At 63.1% G+C, this 12804-nt stretch carries 19 protein-coding genes; 10 read left to right on the forward strand and 9 right to left on the reverse strand.

The window, feature by feature from the left end; translation table 11 throughout:
- Nucleotide 1: 1 nt before the first annotated feature.
- Entirely contained in the window at nt 2–562 is a 561-nt protein-coding gene (locus tag IE187_RS19180) for a DUF488 domain-containing protein (RefSeq protein ID WP_229839552.1), read from the reverse strand.
- The gene (locus tag IE187_RS19185) at nt 559–1134 is read right to left on the reverse strand and encodes a uracil-DNA glycosylase family protein (RefSeq protein WP_189677615.1); all 576 of its coding nucleotides are present in this window, start codon (nt 1132–1134) and stop codon (nt 559–561) included. Before IE187_RS19185 ends, IE187_RS19180 begins: the two co-directional genes overlap by 4 nt.
- A 69-nt stretch (nt 1135–1203) precedes the next feature.
- Here IE187_RS19185 and IE187_RS19190 point away from each other — a divergent pair, with 69 nt between their 5' ends.
- Nucleotides 1204–1419 (forward strand): hypervirulence associated TUDOR domain-containing protein, encoded by a 216-nt coding sequence (locus IE187_RS19190; protein ID WP_189677616.1) that lies wholly within the window; start codon nt 1204–1206, stop codon nt 1417–1419.
- Here IE187_RS19190 and IE187_RS21495 read toward each other — a convergent pair.
- The gene (locus IE187_RS21495) at nt 1400–1807 is read right to left on the reverse strand and encodes a hypothetical protein (RefSeq protein ID WP_229839563.1); all 408 of its coding nucleotides are present in this window, start codon (nt 1805–1807) and stop codon (nt 1400–1402) included. The genes IE187_RS19190 and IE187_RS21495 overlap by 20 nt on opposite strands.
- Here IE187_RS21495 and IE187_RS19195 point away from each other — a divergent pair.
- On the forward strand, nt 1776–2204 hold the full coding sequence (locus IE187_RS19195; protein ID WP_229839553.1) for an alpha/beta fold hydrolase: 429 nt from the start codon (nt 1776–1778) through the stop codon (nt 2202–2204). The two genes, IE187_RS21495 and IE187_RS19195, sit on opposite strands and share 32 nt — an antisense overlap.
- Nucleotides 2205–2507: 303 nt before the next feature.
- On the opposite strand, the gene IE187_RS19200 is transcribed toward IE187_RS19195, so the two are convergent.
- Genes IE187_RS19200 through IE187_RS19225 form a run of 6 tightly spaced genes read right to left on the reverse strand, consistent with a single transcriptional unit; the run spans nt 2508 to nt 6144 of the window.
- Complete coding sequence (locus tag IE187_RS19200) at nt 2508–3395, reverse strand: bifunctional protein tyrosine phosphatase family protein/NAD(P)/FAD-dependent oxidoreductase (protein ID WP_189677618.1); 888 nt, start codon at nt 3393–3395, stop codon at nt 2508–2510.
- A 36-nt stretch (nt 3396–3431) separates the two neighbouring features.
- Complete coding sequence (locus IE187_RS19205) at nt 3432–3635, reverse strand: YgaP family membrane protein (protein WP_189677619.1); 204 nt, start codon at nt 3633–3635, stop codon at nt 3432–3434.
- A 56-nt stretch (nt 3636–3691) separates the two neighbouring features.
- Complete coding sequence (locus IE187_RS19210; RefSeq protein WP_189677620.1) at nt 3692–4342, reverse strand: peroxiredoxin; 651 nt, start codon at nt 4340–4342, stop codon at nt 3692–3694.
- Entirely contained in the window at nt 4335–4787 is a 453-nt protein-coding gene (locus tag IE187_RS19215; RefSeq protein ID WP_189677660.1) for a YeeE/YedE family protein, read from the reverse strand. The genes IE187_RS19210 and IE187_RS19215 overlap by 8 nt, the downstream gene beginning before the upstream one ends.
- Nucleotides 4787–5224, reverse strand: a complete 438-nt coding sequence (locus IE187_RS19220; RefSeq protein ID WP_189677621.1) for a YeeE/YedE family protein — start codon at nt 5222–5224, stop codon at nt 4787–4789. The genes IE187_RS19215 and IE187_RS19220 overlap by 1 nt, the downstream gene beginning before the upstream one ends.
- Nucleotides 5224–6144 carry an MBL fold metallo-hydrolase gene (locus IE187_RS19225; protein ID WP_189677622.1) on the reverse strand — a complete coding sequence of 307 codons (921 nt, stop codon included), beginning with the start codon at nt 6142–6144 and terminating at the stop codon, nt 5224–5226. Before IE187_RS19225 ends, IE187_RS19220 begins: the two co-directional genes overlap by 1 nt.
- Before the next feature lie 97 nt (nt 6145–6241).
- On the opposite strand from IE187_RS19225, the gene IE187_RS19230 reads away from it, so the two are divergent.
- From IE187_RS19230 to IE187_RS19265, 8 genes are all read left to right on the forward strand, one after another.
- Nucleotides 6242–6898: a peroxiredoxin gene (locus IE187_RS19230; RefSeq protein WP_438810939.1), complete on the forward strand. Its 657-nt coding sequence runs from the start codon at nt 6242–6244 to the stop codon at nt 6896–6898.
- Nucleotides 6895–7296 (forward strand): ArsR/SmtB family transcription factor, encoded by a 402-nt coding sequence (locus IE187_RS19235; RefSeq protein WP_189677624.1) that lies wholly within the window; start codon nt 6895–6897, stop codon nt 7294–7296. Before IE187_RS19230 ends, IE187_RS19235 begins: the two co-directional genes overlap by 4 nt.
- Nucleotides 7297–7391: 95 nt before the next feature.
- Entirely contained in the window at nt 7392–7946 is a 555-nt protein-coding gene (locus IE187_RS19240) for a DsrE family protein (RefSeq protein WP_438810938.1), read from the forward strand.
- Nucleotides 7947–8405: 459 nt separating this feature from the next.
- Entirely contained in the window at nt 8406–8894 is a 489-nt protein-coding gene (locus IE187_RS19245) for a hypothetical protein (protein ID WP_189677625.1), read from the forward strand.
- Between the two features lie 226 nt (nt 8895–9120).
- Complete coding sequence (locus tag IE187_RS19250) at nt 9121–10080, forward strand: DUF2493 domain-containing protein (protein WP_189677662.1); 960 nt, start codon at nt 9121–9123, stop codon at nt 10078–10080.
- A 1093-nt stretch (nt 10081–11173) separates the two neighbouring features.
- Nucleotides 11174–11581, forward strand: coding sequence for a single-stranded DNA-binding protein (locus tag IE187_RS19255; protein ID WP_189677626.1), 408 nt, complete (start codon nt 11174–11176; stop codon nt 11579–11581).
- Between the two features lie 125 nt (nt 11582–11706).
- On the forward strand, nt 11707–12072 hold the full coding sequence (locus tag IE187_RS19260; protein WP_189677627.1) for a hypothetical protein: 366 nt from the start codon (nt 11707–11709) through the stop codon (nt 12070–12072).
- 499 nt (nt 12073–12571) lie between these two features.
- Complete coding sequence (locus IE187_RS19265) at nt 12572–12742, forward strand: hypothetical protein (protein ID WP_189677628.1); 171 nt, start codon at nt 12572–12574, stop codon at nt 12740–12742.
- The last annotated feature ends 62 nt before the right edge of the window (nt 12743–12804 follow it).

The following is a 12804-nucleotide window of genomic DNA, read 5'->3' on the forward strand; positions in this document are numbered from 1 at the left end:
CTCATCCCTCCATGGGCGCATCGAGCGCGGGATAGACGAGCGAGGCGCCGTCCGCGCGCGCCGCCGGGTTGATCCTGGCGGCATCGACCCGCGCGGTCCCCATCAAGTGGAAGACATCCCTCCCGTCCTGAAGGAGGTAATCGGCGACGAACCGGCGATGGCAGCGCCACCAGACCGCTTCCGAACACATGATCGCGCACCGCCGCTCGACGCTCAATTCGGTCAGGCGTGAGAAGCCGACGCGAAACTCGTTGGACAGCGCGTAGTCCGCGTAATTGTGAAAGCTCTGGTTGGTCCAGAAGCCGTTGACTTCGGGTGAAATCGTTGTCGATTTGGGTCGCCGACCGCCCAATTCCTTGATCCGTGTATGACCGATCTGCCAGGCGGCGAGCGCTTGTGGAAGCGCGTCAATGTTAAACTGAGGATTGGTGCGGGATCGCGGCGTGCTGCGGATATCGACGACCAGCTCGACCCGGCCTGTCTGCAGAAGCTCGACGAACTCGACGACGCTCCGCGTCGAATGACCGATCGTGTAGACAGGCGGGCGGTCGACCGACATCATGCGAGTGCATCCTGGACCGCGTGGCGCAGCAACGGAAGCACGTCCGCATCGAACCAGGGATTCTTCGCCGCCCAATGGCGTGAGCGCCACGAGGGATGCGGCAGCGGAAAAATTGTGGGCAGATAATCTCGAAAGCTCATCACTCGTTCGGTCATTTTGCCCGGTCCCAACACGTCGGTCTGGGCGTGCGTCCCGACCAGCAACGTCAAACGCAGGTCGGGCTTGTGCGCCAGCAGGCGACCGCGCCAGAGCGGCGCGCATTCGGGCCGCGAGGGCGCGTCACCGCCGCCCGGCTGGCGTCCGGGATAGCACAGTCCCATTGGCAGGATCGCGATTTTGCTCTCGTCATAGAATTGGTTCGCCGACGCCTCCATCCACTCGCGCAGGCGATCCCCCGACGCATCGGAAAACGGGATCCCGCTTTCGTGCACCTTCGTTCCCGGCGCCTGGTTGGCGATCAGAATGCGCGGGGTCGCCGATATCTGCACGACCGGTCGCGGCCCCAGCGGCAGGACGTTGGCGCAGGCGCGGCAGGCGCGAACCTCGTCCAGCAGGGAATCTAGCGTGTTCATGCGTTACAGATGGGGTCGGAGGTTCCACTTGAAAATGACCGGCCGAAATTGCCCTCTGGGAGAATGCAGATGACTGAACGATTCAAGGTTGGCGACCGGGTCGGATGGAATTCGGAAGCCGGTCACGTCAGCGGGACGATCATCAAGGTTCATAGCCGCGGCTTCGATTATAAGGGCCACACCCACCGCGCGACTCGCGAGTCGCCGCAATATGAAATCAAGAGCAGCAAGACCGACCATATTGCCGCCCACAAAGGCTCGGCGCTTACCAAGCTGGGTGATTGAAAAATTTTGATCCGGGACGAAGAAGCGAATAGCCGATGAACGAGAGACCCGCGTCGCCGGCATCCAAGCCGCGCTTACCAGCGCGAACTGTCGCCTCTGCCTCAACCACTGGGGGCCACCCCAAAACGGCTTCGCGCATGACCAGGGGAGCACCATTCCCGACGCGCTCCTCGCCCAAGTCGCGCCGCTGCCCTAGAGCCGCATCCCGCTGACCGGCGACTATCTCTGGAATGAGATCGACCGCCCCCTCGAACGCTACCGCGCCAATCGCTTCAATCCCAAGAACTTTTATCCCCTTACCGTACACGGCTGAAGAAACTCCCACGGAGCCCCACTTCGCGCTGCTCGCGCCGGATTTGCCGGGCTTCGGCGGCTCGAGCGCAGCCACTCCCGGCTTTCTCGGCACGGGCGGGTTGGCGCATTTCTTGACGCGGCTGGCTGATGCCACTTCTCCGGACGGACCCGTGGGGTTGATCGCGCACTCGGTCGGTTCGCCGATAGCAGTCGAGGCCGTGATTCGCCATCCGGGCCGCTTCACCGCCCTACTCTCGATTGAGGGCAACCTCACCTCAGAGGACGCCTACTTCTCAGGGCAAGCGACCGGATTCGCCGACCCGGACGCGTTCAAACGAGTTTTCGTTACCTCGATCCGTGACATGGCGACCCGCGATCCGGCGATGGGCCGTTACGCCACTGCCGTCGCCGGCGCGGACGCTCTCGCCATGTGGCGTCTAGGCCGTGACGCGGCCGAGCTGGGACGTGACGACGGGTTCGGCGCGGAGTAACTGCGGCTAGCCGATGCGGGCGCGCGCAGTCTGTACTTATGGGGAAGACATAATAGCCCGGAAACCACCGCCCGGTTCGTCGACAAGCACGCGGGTGATCTGCCACACCGCGAGTTCTTTGGCGCCGGACATTGGAAGATGACCGACACCCCGGCCGCGACCGCCTCCGTCGCGCAGGCGCTGTTCTTGCAACCGTACGCATAGGCGAGCCGGCTGACGATCACGTCGGTGCCCCGATCGCCTCACCTTCGAAGCCGCTGTTTCGCTCGCTGCCACACTAGGGCGTCCTAACTCGCGGCCGTCTTAGCGTATATCTGTGTCCGTTCTATGTACCACCCCCGTATAGGGGGCCGTTTCGTAGCTGTAATTCGAGGTGACGCCGTTGCGTCCGAGCGTCTCTGTCAGGCCGTCGATCGCAGCCCAGTCGAGCGTGATCCCAGGCGCTACGACCAAGGCGCGATATCCGACCGTTGATCCGTCTTCGAGCGTCACGGTATTGCGCTCAGGCGCGAAGCGGGCGACCGCACTTTTGATCCAGCGCGCACCGGTAGGCATCACGCTCGCTTCGGGGCGTCGAGTATCCCTGGCATCGAACACGCCCCCGCCGACCATCGTCCAGCCGGGCTGATAGTCATGCTCGGTGCGCGGCTCGATGACGATGATGTCGAGCGTGCGATCACGCTCGAGCAGCGATGCAGCCGTTGCAAGTCCTGCCGACCCACCGCCGACGACAACGATGTCGGCACGCGCAGGACCGGCCTGTTCCGGAGTTGCCGAATTCGTTTCCAATCGGGACCGGAGCGCCGCCAGGTCATAGCCGGCGTTGCTCGCAGTCTTGAGGATCGTCTCCGCCGGCATCGAGCCTACCTGGGAAAGCGCCCAGAGCGAGGTCGAGCGCGTGCCGGTCCGACAATAGGCAAGCACCGGTGCGTCGAGACGTGCCAGCACGTCGGCCATGCGCGCGACATCTTCATCGCCAATCTTGCCCGCGACGACCGGCACGTGCGCAAACGCCATACCGTGGCTGGCCGCAAGTTGCTCCATCTGGTCTGCGGAAAGCTGGCCAGGCTCCTCGCCATCGGGTCTGTTGTCGACGATACCTCGAAAACCGTCCCGCGCTGCTTGGGCGATATCTGCCTCGGTCAGCTGCGGCGAAACCGACAGGGCTGGTGTCAGCGATTTGATAGTCATGGAATCGTCCTTCAGCGGTAGGAGGTTAGGCCGCGCTCAGCGGACCCGGGCTCTCGTCGACAGGCCGAACGGCAGGTATCCGGGGCACGTGGACGTCAGAGCCGTGAGCAACAGCACGACCCCGATGATGCCGAGGACGAGTGCGAGGGTGCCGTTGATCAATCCGGTCATGATCACCGCTGCGATCGCGACGACAGCGACGATCCGGATTGTACGGTCGATCGTTCCCACGTTCTTCATGGCCTGTTCCTTTAATGAAGGCCCGGCACGGGACGAGCGCGTGCCGGAGCATGGCATCAGGCGGCGAGCGGGCGCTTCGAGAAGTACCAGTCGGTATAGGCAAAGCCTTCACCCTCGCGGCTTGCTGCCGCTGCGATCGTCTTGGGTGGGGGGACGATGGCGTCCTCGCCCGGCTGCCAACCGGCAGGCGTCGCCACGCCATTCGCATCGCTCGTCTGCATGGCAGTGACCAGACGGACGATTTCGGGGATCGAGCGGCCGTTGCTCATCGGATAATAGAGCATCGCTCGCAGCATGCCTTCGGGATCGATCACGAAGGTGGCGCGCACGGCGGAGGTATCGCTCGCGCCTTCGTGGATCATGCCATAGGCACGTGCCACCTCCATCTTCAGGTCTTCGATGATCGGAAACGGGATTTCGACACCGAACTTTTCGGCGATGTTCCGCGTCCAGGCGATGTGAGAGTAGATGCTATCAATCGACAGGCCGAGCAGCTCGCAATTTTTCGCCGTCAGCTCAGCCGCGACCCTGGCGAAGCCGATGAATTCGGTGGTGCAGACCGGCGTAAAATCGGACGGATGCGAAAACAGCACCAGCCACTTGCCCTTATAGTCAGCGAGCGTGCGGTCGCCGTGCGTGGTCTTGGCGGAAAAGTTCGGTGCGGGCGCATTGATGCGCGGCAGGCCGACCGTAAGGGTATCAGACATGGGAAGTCTCCAGGGGAGGCTGCTTTGCCGGGAGAGCAGGCAGCAGACGATGCAGGATCATTCCGCCAAGCATTGCGGTGACGAAGATAGCTGCGGGGACAGGGGCGATGGCGAGATCGGCGATAGCCGGCCCCGGGCAGAGCCCGGCGATGCCCCACCCGATCCCGAACAGGACAGACCCGCCAATGAGAGACGGCGTGATTCCGGTCGTGGCGGGCAGTGTGAAGGATGTGTCGGCGAACGGAGCATCAAGCCGCCTGCGGATCCGCCAGGCGATTGCCATCGGGACGATGGCGCCGCCCATGACAAAGGCAAGCGTCGGATCCCATGCCCCGCCCAATAGGTCGAGGAACGCGCGGACCCGGGCAGGGTCCGACATGCCCGAATGCGCAAGGCCCGCGCCGAACAGGAGGCCGGCGAGCAAGGCGATCATCACGCGACGCATCACCAGGATACTCCCAAGACGTGCATCACCGCGACGGTCGCAAACCCCGCAACCATGAAGCTGGCGGTTGCCGCGATCGACCGGGGTGACAGCCGCGACAGTCCGCAGACCCCGTGGCCGCTGGTACAGCCGCTGCCCATGCGCGTGCCGAAGCCCACGATCAGGCCGCCGAGGACAAGGACGGTCATTGATGTCGGGAAACGCGTCGTCACCGGGCCGGCGACAAGTGCTACCACCCAAGCGCCAATCGGCAGGCCGATGATGAATGCGCTGGCGATCGGCCATGGGGTCCCACTTGGTGCGATCCCCGTCGCGCGCGCGACGAGCCCACTGACCCCGGCAATTCGCCCGAGGCCCAAAAGCATGATCGCGCCGGCAAGGCCGATCAACAGGCCGCCGGTCAAACCAGCAAGCGGCATGGCACCTGCCCAGTTCATCAGAGCACGTTCAGCGGAATCTGGAGGTAGCGCGTGCCATTGGCTTCAGGTTCGGGGAGGTGTCCACCGCGCATGTTCACCTGGATGGAGGGCAGAATCAGCTTGGGCATCGACAAGGTGGCGTCACGCGCCATTCGCATCGTGACGAACTCATCCTCCCCGACGCCTTCATGGACGTGCACGTTACCGGTGCGCTGTGCGCCAACGGTCGTCTCCCACGCGTAGCGGTCGCGACCGGGCGCCTTGTAGTCGTGGCACAGGAACAGCCGTGTTTCGGCGGGAAGGGTCAGCAGACGCCGGATCGAGCGGTAAAGTTGGCGCGCATCCCCGCCGGGGAAATCGGCTCGAGCCGATCCATAGTCGGGCATGAACAGCGTATCACCCGTGAATACGGCCTCACCGATGACATACGCCATGTCGGCCGGGGTGTGGCCGGGCACATGGAGCGCGATCGCCGGGATCGAGCCGATTGCGAACCGGTCGCCATCATCGAATAGGCGGTCGAACTCTGACCCGTCGCGGGCAAAGTCGGTGCCTTCGTTGAAGATCTTTCCGAAGACGTCCTGAACGCGCAGGATCTCCCGGCCTATGGCAAGCGCTCCGCCGAGTGCCTTTTGCAAATAGGGTGCTGCCGAGAGATGATCGGCATGAGCGTGCGTTTCGAGCAGCCAGTCGATCCCCAGCTCTTCGTCACGCACATAGGCGATGATCGCATCCGCCGAGGCGGTATCGGTGCGACCCGCCGCGGCATCGAAGTCTAGCACGCTGTCGATGATCGCCGCGCGGCGCGTTGTCGGATCATGCGCGACATAGCTCGCCGTGTTGGTCGGCTGGTCAAAAAAGCTCCGCACTACAAGCGTCGGAATACCCTGTGCGGCGGTGACTTGCGATGCGGCTGCGGCGAGAATCGTGTCTGTCATGACGGCTATATACGCCAAACTTTCAGACTTACAATATCTCGGTAATTACGTATATTCGTTGCGTGCAAAAGGGTGTCGAGGCAATCGGATGGCGATGATGCAAACAGATGAAGCAGCGACAACCCGCACTCCGTCACCCCGCCCTCTGCGGATCGGTGATGTCGCACCAAACTTTCATGCCCGCACGACACAGGGCGATGTTAGCCTCGACCAGTATCGTGGCCGCTGGGTCGTCTTCTTTTCCCATCCCGCAGATTTCACCCCGGTCTGCACGAGCGAATTCGTCGGTTTGGCCAAGGCGATGCCCGAGTTCGAGGCGATGGATTGCGCGCTACTCGGCCTGTCGGTGGACAGTCTGTATTCGCATGTCGCGTGGTTGCGTGCGATCCGCGAGCTATTCGGGGTCGAAGTTCGGTTTCCGGTGATCGAGGATCCCTCGATGGCTGTCGGCCGGGCCTATGGCATGCTCGATGAGAACGCGGCTGACGCTTCCAGTGTTCGTGCGACCTATTTCATTGATCCAGCCGGCATTATCCGAGGCGTTACATGGTATCCCATGACCGTCGGCCGTTCGATCGAGGAAATGATCCGGATGCTTGCGGCTCTGCAGCGATCGGCCGACGGCAGCGTATTGACGCCCGCAGGATGGCAACCGGGTGACGATGTTCTGGTTCCGCCGGGCGACATGGTTGAGACTGCTCTTGGTGAGGACGCGCCTGCCGACTGGTTCCACCAGACTCGAGCCGACCGATGACCGCAATTTTCCAATCACGTGAGCTGGCAAACGTAGCAGCCGACAGGCTGAAAAATTATGCGCAGCCGCAAAGACTGATGATCCTCTCCCACCTGTTGAACGGGGAGCAGATCGTCGGGGACATCGAACGAACGACGGGGATCGTGCAACCTGCGCTGAGCCAGCAGCTCGCCGAGTTGCGTCGGACAAACCTCGTCACGATGCGGCGTGCAGCCAAGCAAGTGTTCTATCGTCTCGCCGACGATGATGTGACGCTGTGCGTCCGTGCGATAGAGGCCATGTTCGGCAGCGGGGATGACGTTCCCAAAGCCCTTGAACAGGTCGTTCTGCCCGCCCCTGTTGCTTCTGCGGTGCCTCGCCGTCCTATTGCCGCCGCGGCGTTCGCCCGTGTCGAATGAGATCTGGTCGTGGGTCGGCGCACCGCAATGATGTCGGCGGTTCATCAAGAAGCACGCGGTTTGTGCGCTGCATATTCATGTTCAGGAGCACGAGAATGTCGAGAAAACTCATTGCCGGCCTGTTATTCGCGAGCACGCTGTTGATGACCGGGCCTGTCCTCGCAGCTCCCGCTGGCCAGCTCTATCCCGTCATCCCGCAATTCGGGGGCATCATGCTGGTCCCGAACGCTGCAGAGCGCCCCGATCCGAAGTTGCGTTACCGCGTCGTCTTCAACATTACGAAAGCTGCCGCTTCGCCCGACAAGATCAATCCGAGCTTGGAAAAAGTCGCCCGGTTTGTAAATCTCTTGGGTGCGGACAAGGTGCGACCGGCAACTGGTGATATCGTGGCAATTATCCACGGCCCGGCCACCCCGCTCATTCTCCAGAACGCGCCTTATGCGACGCGGACCAAAATTGCGGTAAATCCAAACGTCGCGCTTATCGTTGCGCTGCAAAAGGCTGGCGTCTCCGTGCACGTCTGTAGCCAGGCCATGATCGGCAATGGCATCACATCGGATCAGCTGACACCGGGAGTCGTGATCGACGATTCAGCACTCACCACATTGGCCAATCTTCAGCTCCGTGGATATGCGCTCATACCGGACTAAACACATGGCGGAAAGCCGCGCCTGAAGACCGGCCGATCGTTCGCAGATATTTGGGTTCGTTTTTGTACCGCTCCAAAATGACCGGAAACCCGGTTCCCGTCATAAATGTGTGACAAACAGGTGTTTTGCGTCACCTGAGCCGGCCTGCCGACGCTAAGTATCTCGGTCCGTTCTATGTACCGACCCCGACCCGGAGCTGGCCGCCTTCGGCATTACCTTCCCCCACGGTCATGATGACGGTGCCCGGCGAATGTTGGTCGCGGTCTAGGCGCATCTCGATCGCGACTGGAACACCGATGATCACGCGCGACCGGGCACCCGCATCCTCTCCGCTGGACGCTTCCAGACCGGCGTCCACTATGGATGGTTTCTTCGCGCCTTTCCGGCCGAGCCTCCCCGCTACGAATGACCCGAACCGCTTGGGTCTCCCATTTTGCCAACCTTCAGGAGTCCGGTCCCATGAAGACCTTCACCGACCCCTTGGCGAATACCCTGCCCATTACCGTGCGGAAATCACGGTCGAGGCGGAAGATGTCGTCAGCGCCTGCCGCTCCGCTTGTCGATGCGTCGCATACGACCGACGGGTGGAAGAGCCTCGATACAGAGCATCCCACTTATGTCAGCGCGATCGCTGAAGGTGCGGACGTCCATCCCTGGCGCTTTGTCCAGGATGGCGGCGATACCTCCGTCCTGCCCGTCCCGGGCCTGTTCTCTGAGGTGGCGGCGTGCGCGGGCTATGCCGCGACCCGGAGCGAGAATCTGGTCGACCAGCTCCGCATCATGATCGATGCGCTCGGCGCCGAAGGAGCGTTGAGGATCACCCCAGCGGCGATTGTCCGCTTGTGTGCAACGCGGCAGGCACTTCTCGACGACATCGCGACATTCGGGTTGAGCCCCACATCAACCGTAGCAGCAAGCGTGGTCACGTCTGCGCCCGACGCCACCTGACGCCCGACAGCCATCCGCCAGAGAGATGCGGCACATGGGCGGCCGCGAGACCCCCGCAACCGCAAAAATCCGGGCCGAGTTGCCGCTTTGCGGCTGCCCGCACCACCCCGGTTTTTGCGGTTTCCCTCCGCTGCGCTCCGGTGCGGGCGCCTCTTATTCGGCCGCCCAGGAGGTGCGCATCCGGCGGATAGGCCGCCGGCCTCGATCAGATGAAGGGCTTGACCCCATGACCACTTCCCTCGCTGCCGCACTCTCCGCTCTGGAGCTTGGACACCTCGAACCCCGCTCCGAAGACGTTTCGGGCATGTGCCCGCCCTCGACCGAAGCACTGGAGCAGACCACCACCGCCATCTGGAGCGACCTGTTCGCAACCCTCCAGAACACGTCGCTCGAGCGCGACATCGAGGAGATGGGCTGGGGCCTGGTCAACCTCTTCCACCGGGCCGCGGCGAAGAAGCACGCGACCATCGACCGTCTCACCGACGAGATCAGGCTCTTCCTGGCCGAACAGGACGGTTCGGAGATCAACACCGCCAACCTCGAGGACAAGATCGACCTTGCCAAGAAGATCGAGGAAGCCGCCACCTGCTACGAACACATGCGCGACACCGCAGCGGCACACTACATCCGCGAAACCGGCCGTTCCTGGATCCCGTCGACCGGCAACCGCATTTCGCTCGGGGTGACGTCGGCAATCGTTGACGGCCGAGCATTCCTTCAGGCTCGCCGCGAGCGCGTCCGCGACGCCAACACGGCACAGGGCACCCCCGTCGTGTTTGCCGGAGGACGGCTGACCTTCCAGACCGACGAGGACATGAAGGCATTTGGCGACAACCTGCTGCGCACCCTCAATGCGGTTCGGGAGCGCGTCGGCGACATGTATCTCGTCCATGGCGGCGACATGAAGGGCATCGAGCGCATCGCGGCGTCGTGGGCCGAACAAAACGGTATCCAGCAAGTCCGGTTCGGTCTCGATCGCAAGCTGGGTGATCGTGCCGGCTTCCGTCGCAACGAGCAGATGCTTTCGCTGAAGCCCCGCTACGTCATCGCCTTCCAAGGCAACGGTGTGACCGAGCGTCTGGTGATCGATGCCAAGAAGGCCGGCATCCGCGTGGTCGATCGCCGCGGACCGCTCGGAACCCCTCCCGCTGCACAGAACGCTCAGAGCGACCGCAAGGTCACCTGAGCTTCGGCTCGGCCGCTGGCTTTGCGCCAGCGGCCTCGCCTCTTGCGGCTTTGCCGCAGGAGATCATTCTCACCCACAACACCGATGGAGTAACACGATGCCTCGCCCCAACCCATTCCAGACGGCTGCGCATTGCTGGCGCTTCGCGCTGCGCTGCGCCGCGCAGCCGCTGACGGCGACACCTACCACGTCGTCATGACGGACAATCCCGCCGCTCCGCGTGTGGTCATGTCCGACCGCGACCTGTTTGCATCCGAGGATCTGACGCCATAGGACATCTAAGCGTTGTGCGATCCGTTCCTGCTCGGCATCGCGACGGGCATCGCAGGAACGGGGCAGCCGTTTTCGCATCGCGACCTCGCCATCGTCGAGGCACTCCGCGCTGAACGCGAACGTCGACGCGCCGTGATCGCGTAAAGCGGGCGCTGCCGCGCCCTGATATATGACGCAGAGCGGTCCCGTGGGCGAGGCCCGAGCCTACCCCGACCGTCTGCCTCGGATGAGGGGTATGGTCCTCACGCTGCTACGATGGTTCGCGCAGGCCCCGCCAGCACCCCGGTTGAGAGCCTCGATCGGCATCACGACAGCGGCGCTCAGGTCTCGACCGCCCAGCGGGGTGGAACGCGCCGGACCACCATCAGGCGATGTCGGAAGGGGCACGGCGCGCGAGCCTGGGCAGGAAGGCGGTGCCAAGGTCCACGCCGCGACCGTCATCCCGGTGAGGTTGCCCGCGTAGCGATCGGCGCATGGCGAGTGCAGGCAAGGTGTCGTGCCGCCTGTGGTGACTGGTCGAAGCACCGACATTGCCGGCAGACCGATGTGACAAGCTGGTCCTGCACACGGTTCTCTGTCGGTTGCCCGCCAGTGGGGGTCCATCCCCTCTGTTTCCTGAACGACCTAATCCGGCCGTCCACCCTCCCCAACCCGCGATCCTTCGGGCCGTGTTGCCGTGTGCCACGGCTGCCCGCACCACCCCTCGGATCGGGGTTCCCCTCCGCGTCTTCGCGCTCCGGTGGAGAGGGCGTCCTGGCCGTCTTTTTTGGTGTTCAGTCGAGGGGACGAACCCCCGGCCAGCAAAAAAAGGAACCTCGAAATGCAGAACCTCGTCATCCTCGCCGGCAACGTCGGCGCCACCCCCGAGACCCGCTCCACTCAGGGCGGCACCAAGATCACCCAGTTCAGCCTCGCCACCTCGCGCCCCAAGCGCGACAGCGAAGGCAAGATCCTTAAGGACGCCGATGGTCGCCGGGTCGAGGACACCGAATGGCACCGCATCACCTGCTTCAACGGCGTCGGCAAGACCGTCGCCCAGTACGTCGACAAGGGCCAGAAGGTCATGGTCCGGGGCCGCATCCACTACACCCGCTGGACGGACAACGAGAACATCGAGCGCTACGGCGTCGAGATCATCGCCGACGAAGTGACCTTCCTCAGCCGGGGTCGCCAGCAGCAGGGGGCAACCCAGAACCAAGACGATCTGGACGATGACGTCCCCTTCTGACCGAGGCAAGTACGGCCCGGAGCTTACGCTCCGGGCCTTTTCCCATGTTCAGCCTTGCCGCATCCCGTCCCCGCGTAGCACGATGCCGCGCAGCTCGCCGATGCGAGCCTGCTAGGGAGATGAGCATGAAACGGGCATGGCTGGTTCTCGCAGGAGCCTTCGCGCTCGCCGCTTGCGGCAAATCCGTGAAGGGCACCTACAACATGGTCAATGGACCATCGCCCGGCATCGTCGCGACCTTCGGCGACAAGACCTTCTCTCTTTCGAGCGGCACCAGCGGAAATTACGAAGTCAGCGGCGACACCGTGATCCTCTCCGGCATGTCGATGGCAGGCAGCTACAAGATCGACGGCAACAAGCTGATCGGCGATCGCTTCAGCTTCGTCCCCCGTGATCCAAATGACAAAAGGCCCATCAACCAGGGGCCGCGCGGAGGGTCGTTCGACCATGAGACAGGGGTTAGCTCCACTCTGGGATCAGGTAAAAACTAGGGTCGGGCGTCTCCCGGCTACGCCGGGACCGTCGCTCTATTCCGCTTCGCTTCACCGAGCCCCTTCGGCTCTCGGCCCATTCGGGTAACGATCGACTGACGGGCGCTCGGTGCGCGCAGGAGATCTTCTTCCGAAAAGCGGCAACATCTTTCCAATCTGGCCGGGCTGGCCGTCATTGCGCCCGAGTGAAGTCTCCCTTCGATCGCGAGACGCAGAGGGCAGATCCGAGAAGCCAATCGTCCACCACCCCTTAGCGAGGGGGACGTCACCGACGACCCAACGCTGCGCAGCGACGCTCCTACCTGCGAGCTTCACCCCGCTCTTTGAGGCGCAATCCTTGGGACGGCTCGGGGCCTCATACGATCAACCCACAAGGGGTCCGGGCGCTTCGCTACGGCTTTTTTCGCACGCGAAAAAAGTGATCGCGGCCCCTCCCCGTCCCTGTCGGGCGCCTGTCGAGCGGGGATGAATCCCGCCGGCTTCACAGGAGCCTTGAGACATGTTCAACGATATCTGGATCGCCCGCAAAAACGCCATGAGCCTCGCAAAGACCTTGATGGTGGCAACCATGGTCATCGCCGTCGGCACGGGGTACAGCGTCATCACCGCCGAAGATCACGACAGCTCGGTCGTCGTCGTGAACGATTATGATCCGTTCGAGATTATGTAGAGGGTCGATCGGGAACGCGGTCCCGGCCGGGTTTATTGCCCGGCCGAGCTGAGCATAATCAG

It is taken from the genome of Sphingomonas glacialis, from assembly GCF_014653575.1.
Lineage (GTDB): Bacteria > Pseudomonadota > Alphaproteobacteria > Sphingomonadales > Sphingomonadaceae > Sphingomonas > Sphingomonas glacialis.